The sequence below is a fragment of the Streptomyces sp. NPDC048671 genome, from assembly GCF_055587045.1.
This window is the reverse complement of the sequence record NZ_JBVJHB010000008.1, coordinates 70,223-89,316: the sequence shown is the minus strand read 5'-3', so window position 1 is coordinate 89,316 and position 19,094 is coordinate 70,223. Positions and strand designations below refer to the sequence as shown.

Below are 19,094 nucleotides of genomic sequence, written 5' to 3'. Positions count from 1 at the left end.
CGTGCACCACGATGGCGTCAATAGGGCCACGGGGGATCATTCCTGGCCAGATTCATCTACTGCGGGGTTGAACGATGCGCGAGTCGGTTCAAGCTGAGGTCATGATGAGCTTCCTCGTCTCCGAGGAGCTCTCTTTCCGTATCCCGGTGGAGCTCCGGTACGAAGTGTGCGATCCGTACGCGATCCGGATGACCTTCCATCTGCCCGGCGACGCCCCCGTCACCTGGGCTTTCGGCCGTGAGCTGCTGCTCGACGGTCTCAACAGCCCCAGTGGCGACGGCGACGTACACATCGGGCCGACGGAGCCCGAAGGGCTGTGCGATGTCCACATCCGGCTCCAGGTGGGGGCGGACCGTGCTCTCTTCAGGGCAGGTACGGCACCACTTGTGGCCTTTCTCGACAGGACGGACAAGCTGGTCCCCCTCGGGCAGGAGTGCACGCTGGGTGACTTCGAGGGCAATCTCGAAGAGGCATTGGGGCGAATTCTGGCCGAGGAACAGAACGCCGGCTGACGGGGACCGTCCCTCCAGCCCAGGGTGCCGGTCGAACACCACACCTGCCGAACGGGTGAATCACTCTCCGTGTGCGACCGTTCAGGACCTCGCTCGTCGGCGGCGTCCTCCGCCACTCCGTACGGGTGCCGAAGCTCCGGCTTCCGCGCCGACCCCCGTACGGTCCGCGGAGACGACCAGTGCCGCGAGCGCGGTGGTCACCGGCACCGAGGCGACCAGCCCGATCGAGCCGACCAGCGTCCGCACGATCTCCTCCGCCACCAGTTCGCTGTTGGCCACCGTCCCCATGCTGCTCTCGGCGATCGAGAACAGCAGCAGCAGCGGAAGCGCGGCGCCCGCATAGGCGAGCACCAGGGTGTTGACCACCGAGGCGATGTGGTCCCGTCCGATCCTGATCCCTGCCCGGTAGAGCTGCTTCGTACTCATCGTCGGGTCCGCCTGATGCAGTTCCCAGACAGCCGACGTCTGGGTGACCGTCACATCGTCGAGCACTCCCAGCGAGCCGATGATGACGCCGGCCAGAAGCAGACCGCTCATGTCGATGTGCGGATACAGGCCGTGGATGAGGCCGGTGCTGTCATCGGTGTTCCCGCTCAGGCTTGCCCAGCCGATGAAGAGCGAGCCGAGCAGCCCGATCAGCAGCAGTGAGATCAGGGTGCCGATGACGGCGACCGAGGTGCGGGCGGTCAGCCCGTGGCAGATGTAGAGGGCGATCAGCATGATGGCGCCGGCTCCGACGACCGCCACGATCAGCGGATTCGAGCCTTGCAGGACGGCCGGGAGGATGAACAGGGTCAGCACGGCGAACGACAGGGCGAGCGCCACCAGCGCCATGACCCCGCGCAGCCTGCCCACGACGACCACCGCCACGGCGAAGATCCCGGCCAGCAGTGCCATCGGGAAATTCCGGTTCACGTCCGTCACGGAGTACTGGAGGTCATGGGGTGCGTCGGGGGCGTACGCGACCACCACGCCCTGCCCCTCCCGCAGCTGTCGCGGTGCGTCGGGCTGGACGACCTCGATGAACGTGCGTCCCTTGTCCTCGCCGCTCGTGACCTCGACCGTGGCCTTCTCGCAGAGCCCTGCCCCGTCGCCACCGGTGGCCGGGTCCCCCGTCGGCGGCGTGGTCTCGCCGCTGGTGGGCAGCTGGGACGCGTTCACGTCCTTGCAGTCGACCTTGTCGATGTTCACCACCTCGGCCTGCTGCGTCTGCCGGTCGAAACCGACACCGGTGCGCTCGTGCGCCGGCGCACCACCGGGCCAGAGCAGCACGAGACCGACGGCGACCGCGGCCGCGAACGGGATCAGCACGGCGGCGATCACCTTGCGCAGATGCTTGGACACGGGGGCGGCGGGGCCGTGGCTGTGGCTGTGCGAGTGGGTGTGCTGAGGGCCCGGCTGTTCGGGAACGATATGGGGGGACGTCACCGGCCGATCATCGCAACAAGAACAGGGCCCTCTGTTCAGCACACCCGCGAGGGCGTTAGCGTGGTGGCACCTTTGCACACGCGGGAGCTCGGAGCACCGGGCTGAGAGGGCGCTGATCTCCGTACATCCGTACGGGACACGCTGCGCCGACCGCCGAACCTGTTACCGGGTAATGCCGGCGTAGGGAGTAGGTCTCATGACCACAGCGGACGCACGCACGCCTGCCTCCAATCAGAGCGACGAGGCCGGGAAGTCCATCGGCTGGCACAAGGGATACGTCCAGGGCTCGCGCCCGGACCTCCGGGTGCCGGTCCGCCAGGTGCACCTCACCAACGGCAAGGACGTGACGCTGTACGACACGTCGGGGCCGTACACCGATCCCGCCGTCGACACCGATGTCCGCCGCGGACTCGCACCTCTGCGGGAGAACTGGATCATCGCCCGCGGCGACACCGAGGAGTACGCCGGCCGGGCCGCGCGGCCCGAGGACGACGGGCTCAAGCACACCTCACCGCGGATGGGGTCTCCCCTGCCCGAGCGAAGCCGAGAGCTCGGGGAAGGACTGCGCAATCTGGACGCCGTCTTCCCCGGCCGTCCGCGCCAGCCGCGGCGCAGCCGGGACGGCCGCCCGGTGACCCAGCTCGCGTATGCCCGCCGAGGCGAGGTCACCCCGGAGATGGAGTACGTGGCGATCCGGGAGAACGTCGAGCCCGAGGTGGTGCGCGAGGAGATCGCCGCGGGCCGGGCCGTGCTGCCGGCCAACGTCAACCACCCGGAGATCGAGCCGATGATCATCGGCAAGCGGTTCCTGGTGAAGGTGAACGCCAACATCGGCAACTCCGCGGTGACTTCCTCCATCGAGGAGGAGGTGGACAAGATGACCTGGGCGACCAAGTGGGGCGCCGACACGGTCATGGACCTTTCCACCGGCCGCAACATTCACACCACCCGTGAGTGGGTTCTGCGCAACTCCCCGGTGCCGATCGGCACCGTGCCCCTCTACCAGGCCCTCGAAAAGGTCGACGGCAGGGCGGAGGAGCTGACCTGGGAGATCTACAAGGACACCGTCATCGAGCAGGCCGAGCAGGGCGTCGACTACATGACGGTCCACGCCGGCGTGCGCCTGCCGTATGTGCCGCTGACCGCCCGCCGCAAGACCGGCATCGTCTCCCGGGGCGGCTCGATCATGGCCGCGTGGTGCCTCGCGCACCACAAGGAGTCGTTCCTGTACGAGCACTTCGAGGAGCTCTGCGAGATCCTCGCCTCGTACGACGTGACGTACTCACTGGGCGACGGGCTGCGCCCCGGATCGATCGCGGACGCCAACGACGAGGCGCAGTTCGCCGAACTGCGCACGCTCGGCGAACTGAACACGGTCGCCAAGCGGTTCGGCGTCCAGACGATGATCGAGGGCCCGGGGCATGTCCCGATGCACAAGATCAAGGAGAACATCGACCTCCAGCAGGAGATCTGCGAGGAGGCGCCGTTCTACACGCTCGGCCCGCTGACCACCGACGTCGCGCCGGCGTACGACCACATCACCTCGGGCATCGGCGCCGCGATGATCGCCTGGTGGGGGACGGCGATGCTCTGTTACGTGACGCCCAAGGAGCACCTCGGCCTGCCCAACCGGGACGATGTGAAGACCGGCGTCATCACCTACCGGATCGCGGCCCATGCGGCGGACCTCGCCAAGGGGCACCCGGGGGCGCAGGAGTGGGACGACGCGCTGTCGGACGCCCGGTTCGAGTTCCGGTGGGAGGACCAGTTCAATCTGGCGCTCGATCCGGACACGGCGCGGGAGTTCCACGACGAGACGCTGCCGGCCGAGCCGGCGAAGACGGCGCACTTCTGCTCGATGTGCGGTCCGAAGTTCTGCTCGATGAAGATCAGCAGAAGCATCACCGAGCAGTTCGCCCCTGACCTGGTCCCTTCGGCCTCGGACGAGGAGATCGAGGCGGGGATGCTGGAGAAGTCCAGGGAGTTCGCCGAAGCGGGTAACCGGGTGTACCTGCCGCTGGCGGACTGACGCCCACAGGGCGGCTGGGTGGCTCCGGTGGTGAAGGGAGCTGCCCGGCCGCTGTCCGGAAGAAGTGGTTTGGGCGTTGGCGGTGGGTCTCGTAGCGTCGTGGGCGTGATGAATATGGTCGGCGAGCCGCGCAGGCTCGGAGTTCCCGGGTCCGAGGCGAGGCTGGGGTTCGAGACGGAGCTCCACGAACTGGGGTCGGCGCCGCGGCGCAGGCTGCTGGTCCTCGATGAGAAGCCCGCGTTCGAGCTCTCCTCCTGGTGTGGGACGTGTCAGTTCCTGTTCCGGCGGCTTGAGGGTGCCAACGAGACGTTGTCGTTGGAAGGCATGCGGGATCGTCTCGCCGACCCGCTCTCCGGCCTGGAGGACGACATCTTGGATGCGTTCGGCTCCTTGCTGCCGGAAGGCGACTACCTTCCCTTGCTGCTCAGTGTCGAGCCACGGCTGGTCATTCCGGGGAAGGAGGGCGACTACTTCAGCGGTGAGCAGGTGGCCACTTGGGGATTTGACCAGTTCTGGGGGCTTCCGGAACACCCGCGTACGCCGTACTACCGGACCTTCGAGACCGTGGTCGACGACAACGCGCACCTCTATGAGTTCGTGGTGCCGATGGTTCCTCCGTCCTGGAATGAGCGGGAGCGCGTGGCGGAGTATGCCGATCGGATGGGTCGAGGTTCTGTGCCGACAGCGGTCGCGGTGTCGACTCTGGATCTGTGTCAGCCCGCGATCGCTGTCGAGCCGGCCGACGAGTACGAGCACTGGGGGCTGACGCATTTCCTGCTCGACGGCCATCACAAGCTGGAGGCGGCAGCATCGGTGGGGCGTTCCGTGCGGCTTCTGTCGCTCTTGGCTTTGGGCGAGGGCCTGGCCGGCCCCGACGATCACCGAAGGCTGGCGGCTCTGCGCTCTCAGCCCAGCCTGAGCCGTGGGGCTCGACCGGCCCGGTGACGGGCGCCCGCGTTCGCCGGCCCGGTCCCGTCAGTCCATCTCGTGTTCCGGCCCGCCGAAATCGGGGCTGGAGAAGTCCGGGCTGGTGAAGGTCGGCCGGGGCGCGGCCGCCGGGCCGTCGTCCGGGCTGGAGAAGTCCGGCCGGCTGTAGCCGATCTTCGGGATGCGGTTGGCCGAGGGGTACGGGGTGCGCGCGGCGGGGGCGGCGCCGGGGTCGGCGAGTGCGTCCCGCAGGAAAGGCAGGATGCCCCGTTCCAGCAGTGCGTGCCGCCAGGCCTCGCGGGCACGCGCCACGTCCTGCGGCAGCTCCTCGCCCGAGTCATCGGCGGCCAGGGAGGTGGAGCCGTTCCGCAGGGCGGTGATGAGGAGGCCGATGGCGGCGATCAGGATGGCGGCCGCGGTGAGCGCCGCGAAGAACCAGCCCGCGTCGACCATGGTCCCCGCGAAGGACGGTGGCGGGCTGAGCATCTTCAGGATGTAACCGACCAGCAGGAAGATCACCGCGGCCGTGCCGGCGAGCACCGGGGCCAGAACGGTGACGACGGCTCCTATGCCGGCGCCCGACTGGTCGGGATCGTCGGCGCCGGTTCCCCGGACGGAGTCCTGGTCGGTGCCGGCGGCGGTGGCGCGCAGCTCTTCGCGGGCCTTCACGTAGTGCTCGTACTCGGTGGCGGCCGTGGCGGTGATGAGGGCGGTGGCGGCCATCGCCATGGTGCGCAGCTGTACCGGGTTGAGCCGTTCGCCGACTGCGGCCAGATCTGGTCGTTCATGGGCGTGACGCAGCGCGTCGTCGAGGATCCGCTCGTACTCGGGGCGGTCCTCGGTCAGCAGGTGCGGAGCGCTGTTCATGTGCATCCCCCGATGCTCCGTAGGGCCTGTATGCCCGATTCGACCGGGCAGTTGGGCGGAAACGGAGGAGAGCCTGCTACTGGTACGCCGATGGTAGAGCGCCCACGGCACAGGGTGACAGGGGGTTTCCGGAAATAGGCCCAGTGGTCGGCATGGTCAGGTCGTTCATGCGTCTTCCCCGAGGGCCGTCAGTCATGCAGGGGGAGTTGGACGACCAGTAGCTTTCCGGCCATGGTCACTCCGCCGTCCATGGCGATGGCGAGCCCGTCCGCGTACACGTGCGGGCCGTCCACCAGCGGGCCCGCGCTGTTCTCGCCCTCCTCGGAGCCGACCTCGCCGAGCAGATACGGAATGGGGCTGTGACCATGGACGACGCGTCGGCCGCCGTAGGCCGCCATCAGCTGCTGGACGGCCTGCGGGCCCGACTCGTCGCGGAAGGCGAAGCGCTTGGTGAGCTTGCGGAAGAGGTCCCAGCACTCATCGGCGTCGTTCCGCGTCAGAATGGCGTGCACCGTGTCGTTGACGTCCTCGATGGTGGTTCCGTAGTCGAGGTACGCCGTCGTGTCCGAGTGCATCAGCAGATGCCCGTCCTCCTCGACGACCGCGTCGAGCCGGGACATCCACTGGAGGTGGACGTCCTGGAGCCGCTCCATGTCGGTCTTCTGGCCGCCGTTGAGCAGCCAGGCGGCCTGGAAGGTGGCGGTGCCCGCGCCGGAGTTCACCGGGGTGTCGCCGAACCGCTTGGCGCCCAGGAGCAGCAGCTCGTGGTTGCCCATCAGGGCCTTGCAGTAGCCACCCGAGGCCGCGGCCTCGGCGGACAGCCGCATCACGAGGTCGATGACGCCGATGCCGTCGGGCCCCCGGTCGGTGAAGTCGCCGAGGAACCAGAGCCGCGCGTTGCCCGCGGACCAGTTGCCCTCGCCGTCGATCAGGCCCTGCTCGGCGAGGGCGGCGTGGAGCTCGTCCAGATAGCCGTGGACGTCGCCGACCACGTACAGGGGGCCGAGCTCCGGATCCTGGGCGGGCCGCGGTTCGGGCACGGCCCGCACCTTGACGGTGTCGTCGCGGGTGATCACCGGAAGGTCGCGCGCGGTGGGGGTGTACCCCTCCGGCGCCTCACCTTCCGGGAAGGCGCTCCCCGGGCGCGGAGCCGCGGGCGGCGCCGGGGACTGCGCATAGGGCGGTACGCGGAAGTCGCGCAACGTCGCCGTCCGCACCGCGGGTTCCTGACCGGCCCCCTGTGTCATCGACCCCTCCACCACCGTCGCGCCGCCGTACACCTGACGGGCCCTGCTGGTCGGGGCGGTCCGCGGTGTCGTCCGCCCATCATAGGAATGCGAATCGTGCTCTGTGACGCACCAGGGGTGGTGAATCCGAACGCACGCCGGGATATCCGGTCGATTAGTCCTGATTGGTCGGATCAATCCCCCGCCGGAGAGCGCGGCGCGCTGACCGTGGTGCGGGGCGGACGGCGTTGCGAGGAGGTCCGGACGATGAGCTCCGTCGGTATCACCTGCTCCACCGGGCCGTCCTGGTCGACGCCTTCGATGGCGTCGATGAGCAGCTGGACGACCGCCGTGCCGATTCTGCGCGGTTTGAGCGAGAGCGTGGTGATGGGCGGCTCGGTCGTCGCGTAGACGGTGGATTCGCTGCAGCAGACCAGCAGCAGGTCCTCAGGGACGCGCAGACCGTACCGGCGGGCCGCCGCGAGGAGATCGGTGCCGTTGGGGTCGAAGAGCCCGTAGACGGCGTCAGGGCGGTCCGGGCGGGCCAGCAGGCGGTCGGCGGCCACCGCGCCCGCACACGGGTCGTGAGCGGGGTAGGACTCGTACACGGGATCCTGGCCCACCCGCTCGCACCAGTGGAGGTACGCGGTGGTGGACAGCCGGGTGTACGTGTCGGTGGTGGTGCCGGTGAGCAGCCCGATACGGCGGGCCCCGGCGGCGGCGAGGTGGTCGAGGAGGTCGAGCACGGCGGCCCGGTGGTCGTTGTCGACCCAGGCGGTGACCGGGAGGGTCCCGGCCGGCCTGCCGTCGGAGACGACGGGCAGCCCCTGGCGGACGAGTTCGGTGACGACCGGGTCCTGGTCGGAGGGGTCGATGACGACGGTGCCGTCGAGGGCGACATTCGACCAGACGTCGTGGCGTGAGGTGGCGGGCAGGATGACGAGGGCGTAGCCGCGGGCCAGCGCGGCGGACGTGGCGGCTCTGGCCATCTCGGCGAAGTACGCGAATTCGGTGAAGGTGAAGGGTTCATCCCCGTAGGTCGTCACGGTCAGGCCGATCAGGCCGGACTTGCCGGTACGGAGCGTTCGGGCCGCGGCGGATGGGCGGTAGCCCAAGCGCTCGGCGACCTCGCGGACATGGCGGCGGGTGGCGTCCGGGAGCCTGCCCTTGCCGTTGAGCGCGTCGGAGACGGTCGTGATGGAGACTCCGGCGGCGGCGGCCACATCCCGGATGCCTGCTCGTCCCCGCCTGCCGCCGCGCCGGGGGGTCTCCGTCCGGCTCACCTGGTGCTTCCCTGCTGCTGTCATGGCGAGCCGATAGTAGGGCTCGCACGGGTAGTTGGTCTGATCGCATATGCATGCGTTGACAGGCACGTTTCTGCATGGTCATCAGCAGTCAATAGCCTTGTGAATCAAGGGTGTTATTGGACAGAACCATCATGTGTGGGGTGCCGGACCGGATGGGCCTGCCGTAGGGGCGATGTCTCGAAGAGGTCTCAACTCACCTCTTCGAGGGACGCGCGCCACGGAGTGAGCCACCGGCGCGCGCCAGGGGGCGGAGCGCTCCCCCTCATTCCGGGGCCCACCGGACGAATCCTCTGTCCCGCCGTTCGCAGCGGCGCCCAATCCTCATAAGGTGAGCAGTATTGATGTGTACAGACGGACGAGGAGGACCTGCGGTGAGCCAGACGAGCCCCAAGTTGCGCGCCGAGCTGGACGGCGTTCCCGCCTATGTGCCGGGCAAGCCGGCCGCGGCGGACGGACCGGTCGCCTTCAAGCTGTCCTCCAACGAGAATCCGTATCCGCCGCTGCCGGGGGTGATGGAGTCCGCGATGGCCGCGGCCGCGCACTTCAACCGCTACCCGGACATGGCCTGCACCGGCCTGATGAACGAGCTGTCCGACCGTTTCGGCGTGCCTGTCTCGCACCTGGCCACCGGCACCGGCTCGGTCGGTGTGGCGCAGCAGCTGCTGCAGGCCACGTCGGGCCCTGGCGACGAGGTCATCTACGCGTGGCGCTCCTTCGAGGCGTACCCGATCATCACGCAGGTGAGCGGTGCGACGTCGGTGAAGGTGCCGCTGACCGACGGTGAGGTGCACGACCTGGACGCGATGGCGGACGCGATCACCGACCGGACCCGGATGATCTTCGTCTGCAATCCGAACAACCCCACCGGCACCGTGGTGCGCAGGGCCGAGCTGGAGCGGTTCCTGGACCGGGTGCCGGGCGATGTGCTCGTGGTGCTGGACGAGGCGTACAAGGAGTTCATCCGCGACGCCGATGTGCCGGACGGCATCGAGATCTACCGGGACCGGCCCAATGTGGCGGTGCTGCGGACGTTCTCCAAGGCCTACGGTCTGGCCGGTCTGCGGGTCGGCTTCGCCGTGGCCCACGAGCCGGTGGCGGCCGCGCTGCGCAAGACCGCGGTGCCGTTCGGTGTCAGCCAGCTCGCCCAGGACGCGGCGGTGGCGTCGCTGCGTGCCGAGGACGAACTCCTGGGCCGGGTGGGCTCCTTGGTGTGCGAGCGTCAGCGGGTGCAGGAGACGCTGGTGCGGCAGGGGTGGACGGTGCCGGAGTCCCAGGCGAACTTCGTCTGGCTGCGGCTGGGGGACCGTACCGCCGACTTCGCCGCGGTCTGCGAGAAGGCCGGCGTGGTGGTCCGGCCGTTCGCGGGCGAGGGTGTGCGGGTCACGATCGGCGAGGACGAGGCCAACGACCTGTTCCTGAAGGTGACGGAGTCGTACCGCAAGGAGCTGTAGCGGTAGCTGTAAAGGATCTTTGGCGGAGGCCGCCGGAGGCATCCGTATGAAGAAGGGCCCCGTACCTCGATCGCGAGGTGCGGGGCCCTTCCGCCTGCCTCGTCCCGGGGCCGGAGCGGTGTCTGCTTCGGGGGAAATGATCAGTACGTCCCTGAAGGGGTACCCCGGCCGAGAGTTCGATTCGGGGGTGCGCCATAATTGCTTGTGAATGTGAACGCGTTCACAAGCGTGTCCTGCTTCCTCCCATGATCAGTCGGATTTAAGGGACAAACTGCCGGTGCAACTACGGCGACGTAAGGAGAAGACGACGTGGAGCTAGCTCTGGCGCCGGAGACCCTGGCGCGATGGCAGTTCGGAACGACCACCGTCTACCACTTCCTCTTCGTCCCCCTGACGATCTCGCTCGCCGCGCTCACCGCGGGCCTGCAGACCGCCTGGGTGCGGACGAACAACGAGAAGTACCTCAGGGCCACCAAGTTCTGGGGAAAGCTCTTCCTGATCAACATCGCCATGGGCGTCGTCACCGGCATCGTCCAGGAGTTCCAGTTCGGCATGAACTGGTCGGACTACTCGCGGTTCGTCGGAGACATCTTCGGTGCTCCGCTCGCGTTCGAGGCGCTGATCGCGTTCTTCTTCGAGTCCACCTTCATCGGACTGTGGATCTTCGGCTGGGACAGGCTGCCGAAGAAGATCCACCTCGCCTGCATCTGGATGGTCTCGCTCGGCACCGTCCTCTCCGCGTACTTCATCCTGGCGGCCAACTCCTGGATGCAGCACCCGGTCGGCTACCGCATCAACAAGGAACGCGGACGCGCGGAGCTCACCGACTTCTGGCACGTGCTCACCCAGAACACCGCGCTGGCCCAGTTCTTCCACACCATCACGGCGGCCTTCCTGGTCGGCGGGGCGTTCGTGGTCGGCATCTCCGCCTTCCACCTGGCCCGCAAGAGGCACATCCCGGTGATGCGGACCTCGCTCCGGCTGGGGCTGATCACCGTGGTGGCCGCCGGTCTGCTCACGGCCGTCAGCGGTGACCAGCTCGGCAAGGTGATGTTCAAGCAGCAGCCGATGAAGATGGCCGCGGCCGAAGCGCTGTGGGACGGGCAGCACTCCGCGCCGTTCTCGATCTTCGCGTACGGGGATGTCAGCAAGGGGCGCAACTCCGTCGAGATCTCGGTCCCCGGAGTACTGTCCTTCCTCGCCGACGACAACTTCAACTCGTACGTCCCCGGCATCAACGACATCAACAAGGCCGAGCAGGACAAGTTCGGGCCCGGCGACTACCGGCCCAACATCCCGGTCGCCTTCTGGAGCTTCCGGTGGATGATCGGCTTCGGCATGGCGTCCTTCGCCCTCGGGATCCTGGGGCTGTGGCTGACCCGGAAGAAGTTCATGCTCCCACCGGAGATGCGGACCGGTGAGGACGAAGTGCCGCACCTGGTCCTGTTCAAGAACAAGGCGCTGAGCCCGAAGCTCGCCAGGTGCTACTGGATCGTCGCCCTGTGGACCCTGCTCTTCCCGCTGATCGCCAACTCCTGGGGCTGGATCTTCACCGAGATGGGCCGGCAGCCCTGGGTCGTCTACGGCGTGCTCCAGACCCGTGACGCGGTCTCCCCCGGCGTCTCGCAGGGCGAGGTGCTCACCTCGATGATCCTCTTCACATCGCTCTACGCGGCGCTGGCCGTGGTCGAGGTCAAGCTGCTCGTGAAGTACATCAAGGCCGGGCCTCCGGAGCTCACTGACGACGACCTCAACCCGCCCACCAGGATCGGCGGCGACGATGACGACGCCGACCGGCCCATGGCCTTCTCCTACTGAGAGCGCAGGAGCCGAGAGATGGAACTCCACGACGTCTGGTTCGTGCTCATCGCCGTCCTCTGGATCGGCTACTTCTTCCTGGAGGGATTCGACTTCGGGATCGGTGTGCTCACCAAGCTGCTGGCCCGCGACCGCAAGGAACGGCGGGTCCTGATCAACACGATCGGGCCCGTCTGGGACGGCAACGAGGTCTGGCTGCTCAGCGCGGGCGGAGCGACGTTCGCCGCGTTCCCCGAGTGGTACGCCACGCTGTTCTCCGGGTTCTACCTGCCGCTGCTGATCATCCTGCTCTGCCTGATCGTGCGCGGTGTCGCCTTCGAGTACCGGGCGAAGCGGCCCGAGGACAAGTGGCAGACCAACTGGGAGAACGCGATCTTCTGGACCTCGCTGATCCCGGCACTCCTGTGGGGTGTGGCCTTCGGGAACATCGTGCGCGGCGTGAAGATCGACGCGGACATGGAGTACGTGGGCAACTTCTGGGATCTGCTCAATCCGTACTCGATCCTCGGCGGGCTGGTCACGCTCTCCCTGTTCACCTTCCACGGAACGGTGTTCGCGGGGCTCAAGACGGTCGGCGACATCCGGGTCAGGGCGCGCCGGCTGGCGCTGAAGCTGGGCGCGGTCACCGCGGTGCTGGCACTGGGCTTCCTGATCTGGACCCAGGCCGACAACGGCGACGGCTGGAGCCTGATCGCGATGATCATCGCGGTGGTGTCCCTGGTCGCGGCGATCGGCGCCGTCGCGGCGGGGCGCGAGGGCTGGTCCTTCGCCTTCTCCGGAGTGACCATCACGGCCGCGGTCGCGATGCTCTTCCTGACGCTCTTCCCGAACGTCATGCCGTCCTCGCTGAACGATGCCTGGAGCCTCACGGTCACCAACGCCTCGTCCACCCCGTACACGCTGAAGATCATGACCTGGTGCGCGGGGATCGCCACTCCGCTGGTGCTGCTGTACCAGAGCTGGACCTACTGGGTGTTCCGCAAGCGGATCGGTACGCACCACATCGCCGACGCGCACTGAACGCAGTAGCGACCTGGTACGCGACCGAGCGGATCAAGTCGTACGTGCCTTGACCGAGCCGAGCCCTCTGGGGTGTTTCACGTGAAACCGATCGACCCGCGCCTGCTCCGCCACGCCCGTGCCACCCGCCTCTTCCTGGTGGCTGTGGTGGTACTCGGACTGGCCGGGGCGGCGCTGGTCATCGCCCAGGCCATGCTCGTCGCCGAAGTGGTGGTGGGCGGTTTCGAGGACGGGCTCACCGGGTCGGGGCTGCGCACCCCGCTCATCCTTCTCGCCGCGGTCGCGCTCGGCCGGGCCCTGGTCTCCTGGCTCACCGAGCTGGCCGCCTACCGGGCCGGCGCGGCCGTCAAGTCGGAACTGCGCGGACGGCTGCTCGACCGGGCGGCGGCGCTGGGTCCGGAATGGCTGAGCGGGCAGCGCACCGGCTCGCTGGTGACGCTCGCCACCCGGGGGATCGATGCGCTCGACGACTACTTCGCGCGCTATCTGCCGCAGCTCGGGCTCGCGGTGGTGGTGCCGGTGGCGGTGCTGGCCAGGGTGGTCACGGAGGACTGGATCTCGGCGGCGATCATCGTCGTCACCCTGCCGCTCATCCCGCTCTTCATGATTCTGATCGGCTGGGCGACCCAGTCGCGGATGGACCGTCAGTGGCGGCTGCTCTCGCGCCTCTCCGGACACTTCCTCGACGTGGTCGCCGGGCTGCCGACGCTGAAGGTCTTCGGCCGGGCCAAGGCCCAGGCCGAGTCCATCCGCACCATCACCTCGCAGTACCGGCTGGCGACCGTGCGCACGCTGCGGATCGCCTTCCTGTCGTCCTTCGCCCTGGAGCTGCTGGCGACGCTCTCGGTGGCCCTCGTCGCCGTCACCATCGGCATGCGGCTGGTGCACGGCGAACTTGACCTCTACACCGGCCTGGTGGTGCTGATTCTCGCGCCGGAGGCCTATCTGCCGCTCCGGCAGGTGGGGGCGCAGTACCACGCCGCCGCCGAGGGCCTCTCGGCCGCGGAGGAGATCTTCTCGGTCCTGGAGACCGAGCCGCGGGCGGCCGGTACGCAGGAGGTCCCGAAGTCGCTGCGGCTGGAGCTGGAGGGCGTGACCGTCCGGCACGCGGGGCGCACCGAGCCCTCGCTCGACGGCGCCTCGCTGGTGGTGGACGAGGGGGAGACCGTCGCCCTGGTCGGCCCGAGCGGCGTCGGCAAGTCCACCCTGCTCAACGTGGTGCTGGGATTCGCCGCACCCGACGAGGGGCGGGTACGGGTCGGCGGCACCGATCTGGCGGACCTCTCCCCCGAACGCTGGCGCGAACGGATCGCCTGGGTCCCGCAGCGCCCGCATCTCTTCGCCGGCACGATCGCGGAGAACGTACGGCTGGCCCGGCCGGAGGCGGACGACAGCGCGGTGGCGGCCGCGCTGCGCGACGCCGGGGCGTACGACTTCGTGACGGACCTGCCGGACGGCGCCGCCACCCTCCTCGGCGAGGACGGCGCGGGCCTGTCCGCCGGACAGCGGCAGCGCCTCGCGCTCGCCCGCGCGTTTCTCGCCGACCGGCCGGTGCTGCTGCTCGACGAGCCGACCGCGAGCCTGGACGGCGAGACGGAGGCGGGCATCGTCGAGGCGGTACGCAGACTGGCGGCGGGCCGGACCGTGCTGCTGGTGGTGCACCGGCCGGCGCTCCTGTCGGTCGCGGACCGGGTGGTGCGGCTGGAGCCGGGCGCGACGGCCGGACCGGCCGATGCGGCGGCGCCCCCGGTGCAGGCCGTGGTGCCGCGCCCGGCGGGCGCACCCGATGACCTCACCGGCAGCGCGGCGGGGCCCGAACCCGAGGTGCTGCGGGACACCGCGGCCAGGACCGGGCACGTGCTGGCCAGGGTCAGGGAGGCCGCCGGGGCACAGCGCGGCCGGCTCGCGCTCGCCCTGCTGCTGGGCAGCCTCGCGCTGGGCTCGGCGGTCGGTCTCATGGCCGTCTCCGGCTGGTTGATCTCCCGCGCCTCCGAACAGCCCCCGGTGCTCTACCTGATGGTCGCGGTGACGGCGACCCGCGCCTTCGGTATCGGGCGGGCGGTCTTCCGCTACGCCGAACGCCTCGTCTCGCACGACGCGGTACTCCGGATGCTCGCCGAGCTGCGCGTCGCCGTCTACCGGGGCCTGGAGCGCATCGCGCCCGCGGGCCTGCGCCGGACCCGGCGCGGGGACCTGCTCTCGCGGCTCGTCGCCGATGTGGACGCCTTGCAGGACTACTGGCTGCGGTGGCTGCTGCCCGCCGGGACCGCGGTCGTCGTGGGAGCGGCAGCCGCCGGATTCACCGGCTGGCTGCTGCCGGAAGCGGGTGCCGTACTCGCGGCCGGACTGCTGCTGGCCGGGGTCGGGGTCCCGCTCGTCAGCGGCGCCTGCGCCCGGCACGCCGAGCGGCGCCTCGCGCCCGCCCGCGCCGATCTGGCGACCCGGATCACCGACCTGCTCGGCGGGACCGCCGAACTGACCGTCGCCGGAGCCCTGCCGGGACGCTCGGCCAGGACCCGGGAGGCCGACGGCGTCCTGACCCGGATCGCCTCCCGGGCGGCGACCGCCACCGCGCTCGGCGGCGGGCTCTGCGCCCTGATCGCCGGCCTCACCGTGGTCGCCGCCGCACTCGTGGCCCTTCCCGCGGTGGCCGACGGACGGCTGGCCGGTGTGGAACTCGCCGTCGTCGTCCTCACCCCGCTGGCCGCCTTCGAGGCCGTCACCGGTCTCCCGCTCGCCGTGCAGTACCGGCAGCGGGTCAGGCGGAGCGCGGAGCGGGTGTACGAGGTGCTGGACGCCCCGGTGCCGGTGTGCGAACCCGCCACCCCGGCCGAGGCGCCCGCGTCGCCCTTCCCGCTGGAGGTACGGGGCCTTTCGGCCCGGTACGCGGGGGCGCGGCACGATGCCCTGGACTCCGTGGACCTCACGCTGGAGGCCGGCCGGCGCATCGCGGTCGTGGGCCCGTCGGGTTCCGGGAAGACCACGCTCGCCCAGGTCCTGCTCCGCTTCCTGGACGCGCGGGCGGGGACGTACCGGATCGGCGGTGTGGAGGCGTCCGCGCTGGACGGGGACACGGTCCGGCGGTTCGTCGGGCTGTGCGCCCAGGACGCCCACATCTTCGACAGCTCCATCCGGGAGAACCTGCGTCTCGCCCGTACCGGCGCGACCGACGCGGAACTGCGCGACGCCCTCGCGCGGGCCCGGCTGCTCGACTGGGCCGAGGCACTGCCGGAGGGCCTTGACACCCTCGTCGGCGAACACGGCGCCCGTCTCTCCGGGGGCCAGCGCCAGCGGCTCGCGCTGGCTCGGGCGCTGCTGGCGGACTTCCCCGTGCTCGTGCTGGACGAGCCCGCCGAGCACCTCGATCTGCCGACCGCCGACGCCCTGACCGCGGACCTGCTGGCGGCCACCCGGGGACGTACGACGGTGCTGATCACCCACCGGCTCGAAGGCCTGGACGCGGTCGACGAGGTGGTGGTCCTGGACGCGGGTGTGGTGGTGCAGCGGGGGGCGTACGCGGCACTCGTGGCGGTGGACGGTCCGCTGAGCCGGATGCTGGCGCGCGAGCGCGAGACCGTACCCGTACCTGTACGGGAGCCGGGCGAGTTCCTGGACGTACGGGTCTGAGGTGTACGGGTCTGAGGCATCCGGGTCCGAGGTGTACGGGTCCGAGGTGTCCGAACCAGTTCCCGACTTTCCCCAACAAAAGGGACTAACTACTCTCTGGGTATGTCAGAGCAGGACCCGAAGCAGCCGAAGCACCCCACGCACCCGTCAGACCCGAAGGACTCGCTCGAAGCCGCGACGGAGGCGACCCGCAGTCTGCGGGGCCTGTCCACCGAACTCACCGCCCGCGTGCCGCAGCTGCTCGAAGCCATGCGCTCCGTCGGCACCGGGCTCGAACTGCACACCACCCTCGACCGGATCTGCGAGACGGCGGCCGAACTGGCCCACGCCCGCTACGCGGCCATCGGCGTCGTGGACGAGGAGGGCAAGGGGCTCTCGGACTTCGTCACCTACGGGGTCCCGGAGCCGGTGGCGGACGAGATCGGCCATCGGCCCGACGGCCAGCGGGGTCTGCTCGGCGCCCTGATCCACGACCCCCGCCCCGTACGGCTCACCGATCTGACGGCCGATCCGCGGTTCGCCGGATTTCCGCCGGGCCATCCCCCGATGCGGACCTTCCTCGGCGTACCGATCCGGGTGCAGGGCGAGATCTTCGGCAATCTCTACCTGGCCGGGAAGGACGGTGGGGGCGAGTTCACCGACTACGACCTGCACATGGTGCGGGTGCTGGCCACCGAGGCGGGCATCGCCATCGGCAATGCCCGGCTCTACGAGGCCGCCCGGCAGCGCGAGCGGTGGATCGACGGCTCGGTCGCCGTGACCACCGCCCTGCTCTCCGGCGGGGACGCCGACGACGCGCTCGCGGTCGTCGCCGAACAGGCCCGCCATCTCGCCGCCTCCGACGCCGGGATCGTGCTGCTGCCGGCCGAGGAGGGAGGCCTGGAGATCGTCGCCGTGTCCGCGGACGAACCGGTCGCGGCGCTCGGGGTGATCATCCCGGCGCAGAGCCCGATCGTGGGGATGCTGCTGAGCGGCGAGGCCGTCTTCGTGGACGATTCGGCCACCGACCCCCGCGTGACCACCAGGCTGGCGGACCGGTTCGGGCCGAGCATGCTGCTTCCGCTGCACAGCGGGGGCCGGGTGCTCGGCGCGCTCGCCACCCCGCGGGCCCGGGGCGGCCGGCCGTTCACGGAGACGGAGCGGACCCTCGCCGCCCAGTTCGCCTCGCAGGCCGCGCTCGCCCTGATGATGGCCGAGGCGCAGCGGGACCGGGAACGGCTCGCGGTCTACGAGGACCGCGACCGGATCGCCCGGGACCTGCACGACCTGGTCATCCAGCGGCTGTTCGCCACCGGGATGATGCTGGAGAGCGCTCAGCGCCGGTCGGACGTGCCGGAGGTGCAGACCGGCGTGGGTCGTGCGGTCGACGAGCTGGACGTGACCATCCAGGAGATCCGTACCGCCATCTTCGCGTTGCAGCAGGAGCCGGCCGAGGCGCCGTCCGGGCTGCGCACGCGGGTGCTGCGCGAGATCAACATGGCGGCGGTCCCGCTGGGCTTCAAACCGTCACACCGCTTCCTCGGCCCGGTCGACTCCGCGGTCGGAGAGCTGACCGGCAAGAACCTGATCGCGGCGCTGCGTGAGGCGCTGTCCAACGCCTTCCGGCACGCCGTCGCGTCCCGGATCGACGTGGTCGTGGACGCGACCGCCACGCTCCCCGACGGGCGGGACGCGGTACGGCTCACGGTCGCCGACGACGGTGTGGGGATCCCACCGGGCGGCAGGCGCAGCGGGCTCCGGAACCTGGCCCGCCGGGCGGAGTCGCTCGGCGGGGCCAGCTGGTTCGGGCCCGGTCTCGGGGAGGACGGCGGCGGCACGACGGTGGTGTGGCAGGCACCGCTCTGACGCCGTGCGGGTCACACCGCCGGCGGCGGTTCGCGAGGCGGCTTCGGTGTACGCGTGGTCGGCTCGGCTCAGCGCTGGGTGCGGGACAGTGCGCGCTCGGCGATGAGCCGCTCGATGACGACCGCGACGCCGTCCTCGTTGTTGGTGACCGTACGGCCGCCGGCCGCGGCCACGGCGGCCGGGTGGGCGTTGCCCATCGCGTACGAGGTGCCGGCCCAGCTCAGCATCTCCACGTCGTTGGGCATGTCTCCGAACGCGACGACCTCGGCGGGGGAGATGCCGCGCTCGGCGCAGCAGAGTTCCAGCGTGCTGGCCTTGGAGACGCCCGGTCCGCTGATCTCCAGGAGGGCGGTCGGGCTGGACCGGGTGAAGGAGGCCCGGTCGCCCGCGGCCGTACGGGCCAGGGCGAGGAAGTCGTCCGGGGTCAGCTCGCCGTGGTGGGCGAGGAGCTTCAGCACGGGGGCGCCTGTGCCCGGTGTCTCCTCGTGGAGCAGCTTCTCGGCGGCGGCCACGGTGGCGCCGGGGTCGAGGTGGAAGGGCGGGTAGTCCGGTTCGTAGTGGATACCGGTGGACAGTTCGACGGCGAAGGAGGTGCCGGGGGCGGCCGCGCGCAGGGCGTGCACGACGTCGAGGGCGGCCTCCCGCTCCAGGGCGCGGACCTTCAGCAGCCTGCCGCCGTCGTGCAGGTCGGCGACGGCGGCGCCGTTGGCGCAGATCGCCAGGCCGTGGCCGTGGACGTGGTCGCTGACGACATCCATCCAGCGGGCGGGGCGGCCGGTGACGAAGAAGACCTCGATCCCGGCTTCCTCGGCGGCGGCGAGCGCCGCGACCGTACGGTCCGAGACGGTCTTGTCGTCGCGCAGGAGGGTGCCGTCCAGATCGGTGGCGATCAGCCGGGGAGCGGCAGGAAGAGGGGAATCGGTAGCTGAGGTCACCGCCCCATTCTCGCCCACCGGGGTGCACGGGCGTGCGCAGGGGCGCACATCTGAGTACGCGCGCTTGTGAGCAGGGAACATCCCGCTGGCATATGTCAGACG

Annotated in this window: 13 protein-coding genes; 8 read left to right on the top strand and 5 right to left on the bottom strand. The window is 70.0% G+C overall.

The window, feature by feature from the left end; translation table 11 throughout:
* Nucleotides 1-74 precede the first annotated feature (74 nt).
* Nucleotides 75-512 carry an SsgA family sporulation/cell division regulator gene (locus ACZ6S6_RS17340; RefSeq protein ID WP_024489558.1) on the top strand — a complete coding sequence of 146 codons (438 nt, stop codon included), beginning with the start codon at nucleotides 75-77 and terminating at the stop codon, nucleotides 510-512.
* A gap of 81 nt (nucleotides 513-593) precedes the next feature.
* Here the strand turns inward: ACZ6S6_RS17340 and ACZ6S6_RS17335 are convergent, their stop codons facing one another.
* Nucleotides 594-1,940, bottom strand: a complete 1,347-nt coding sequence (locus ACZ6S6_RS17335) for a YibE/F family protein (RefSeq protein ID WP_469706143.1) — start codon at nucleotides 1,938-1,940, stop codon at nucleotides 594-596.
* Between the two features lie 196 nt (nucleotides 1,941-2,136).
* Here ACZ6S6_RS17335 and thiC point away from each other — a divergent pair, with 196 nt between their 5' ends.
* Together thiC and ACZ6S6_RS17325 are read left to right on the top strand one after the other, a co-directional pair.
* Nucleotides 2,137-3,969 (top strand): phosphomethylpyrimidine synthase ThiC, encoded by a 1,833-nt coding sequence (gene thiC / locus ACZ6S6_RS17330; protein ID WP_362953246.1) that lies wholly within the window; start codon nucleotides 2,137-2,139, stop codon nucleotides 3,967-3,969.
* Nucleotides 3,970-4,077: 108 nt separating this feature from the next.
* A complete protein-coding gene (locus ACZ6S6_RS17325; protein WP_469706288.1) occupies nucleotides 4,078-4,914 on the top strand; it encodes a hypothetical protein in 837 nt (278 codons plus the stop codon).
* A 30-nt stretch (nucleotides 4,915-4,944) separates the two neighbouring features.
* On the opposite strand, the gene ACZ6S6_RS17320 is transcribed toward ACZ6S6_RS17325, so the two are convergent.
* From ACZ6S6_RS17320 to ACZ6S6_RS17310, 3 genes are all read right to left on the bottom strand, one after another.
* Nucleotides 4,945-5,769 carry a hypothetical protein gene (locus tag ACZ6S6_RS17320; protein ID WP_469706142.1) on the bottom strand — a complete coding sequence of 275 codons (825 nt, stop codon included), beginning with the start codon at nucleotides 5,767-5,769 and terminating at the stop codon, nucleotides 4,945-4,947.
* A gap of 182 nt (nucleotides 5,770-5,951) precedes the next feature.
* Nucleotides 5,952-7,010: a metallophosphoesterase gene (locus ACZ6S6_RS17315; protein WP_362953244.1), complete on the bottom strand. Its 1,059-nt coding sequence runs from the start codon at nucleotides 7,008-7,010 to the stop codon at nucleotides 5,952-5,954.
* 173 nt (nucleotides 7,011-7,183) lie between these two features.
* Nucleotides 7,184-8,296 carry a LacI family DNA-binding transcriptional regulator gene (locus ACZ6S6_RS17310; protein WP_078617615.1) on the bottom strand — a complete coding sequence of 371 codons (1,113 nt, stop codon included), beginning with the start codon at nucleotides 8,294-8,296 and terminating at the stop codon, nucleotides 7,184-7,186.
* A gap of 371 nt (nucleotides 8,297-8,667) precedes the next feature.
* Here ACZ6S6_RS17310 and hisC point away from each other — a divergent pair, with 371 nt between their 5' ends.
* From hisC to ACZ6S6_RS17285, 5 genes are all read left to right on the top strand, one after another.
* On the top strand, nucleotides 8,668-9,747 hold the full coding sequence (gene hisC, locus ACZ6S6_RS17305) for a histidinol-phosphate transaminase (protein ID WP_362953243.1): 1,080 nt from the start codon (nucleotides 8,668-8,670) through the stop codon (nucleotides 9,745-9,747).
* A 309-nt stretch (nucleotides 9,748-10,056) separates the two neighbouring features.
* A complete protein-coding gene (locus ACZ6S6_RS17300) occupies nucleotides 10,057-11,565 on the top strand; it encodes a cytochrome ubiquinol oxidase subunit I (RefSeq protein WP_362953242.1) in 1,509 nt (502 codons plus the stop codon).
* Nucleotides 11,566-11,583: 18 nt separating this feature from the next.
* Nucleotides 11,584-12,585 (top strand): cytochrome d ubiquinol oxidase subunit II, encoded by a 1,002-nt coding sequence (cydB, locus tag ACZ6S6_RS17295; protein ID WP_362953241.1) that lies wholly within the window; start codon nucleotides 11,584-11,586, stop codon nucleotides 12,583-12,585.
* An 81-nt stretch (nucleotides 12,586-12,666) separates the two neighbouring features.
* Nucleotides 12,667-16,212, top strand: coding sequence for a thiol reductant ABC exporter subunit CydD (cydD, locus tag ACZ6S6_RS17290; RefSeq protein WP_469706141.1), 3,546 nt, complete (start codon nucleotides 12,667-12,669; stop codon nucleotides 16,210-16,212).
* 102 nt (nucleotides 16,213-16,314) lie between these two features.
* Entirely contained in the window at nucleotides 16,315-18,057 is a 1,743-nt protein-coding gene (locus ACZ6S6_RS17285; protein WP_469706140.1) for a GAF domain-containing sensor histidine kinase, read from the top strand.
* Between the two features lie 68 nt (nucleotides 18,058-18,125).
* Here the strand turns inward: ACZ6S6_RS17285 and ACZ6S6_RS17280 are convergent, their stop codons facing one another.
* A complete protein-coding gene (locus tag ACZ6S6_RS17280) occupies nucleotides 18,126-18,992 on the bottom strand; it encodes a Cof-type HAD-IIB family hydrolase (RefSeq protein WP_469706139.1) in 867 nt (288 codons plus the stop codon).
* Nucleotides 18,993-19,094: the final 102 nt, after the last annotated feature.

Excerpts from the sequence above, each read along its gene's own strand:
- ACZ6S6_RS17340 (WP_024489558.1), top strand. The coding sequence starts at position 75 with ATGCGCGAGTCGGTTCAAGCTGAGGTCATGATGAGCTTCCTCGTCTCC.
- thiC (WP_362953246.1), top strand. The coding sequence starts at position 2,137 with ATGACCACAGCGGACGCACGCACGCCTGCCTCCAATCAGAGCGACGAG.
- ACZ6S6_RS17325 (WP_469706288.1), top strand. The coding sequence starts at position 4,078 with ATGAATATGGTCGGCGAGCCGCGCAGGCTCGGAGTTCCCGGGTCCGAG.
- ACZ6S6_RS17320 (WP_469706142.1), bottom strand. The coding sequence starts at position 5,769 with ATGCACATGAACAGCGCTCCGCACCTGCTGACCGAGGACCGCCCCGAG.
- ACZ6S6_RS17315 (WP_362953244.1), bottom strand. The coding sequence starts at position 7,010 with ATGACACAGGGGGCCGGTCAGGAACCCGCGGTGCGGACGGCGACGTTG.
- ACZ6S6_RS17310 (WP_078617615.1), bottom strand. The coding sequence starts at position 8,296 with ATGACAGCAGCAGGGAAGCACCAGGTGAGCCGGACGGAGACCCCCCGG.
- cydB (WP_362953241.1), top strand. The coding sequence starts at position 11,584 with ATGGAACTCCACGACGTCTGGTTCGTGCTCATCGCCGTCCTCTGGATC.
- ACZ6S6_RS17285 (WP_469706140.1), top strand. The coding sequence starts at position 16,315 with ATGTCAGAGCAGGACCCGAAGCAGCCGAAGCACCCCACGCACCCGTCA.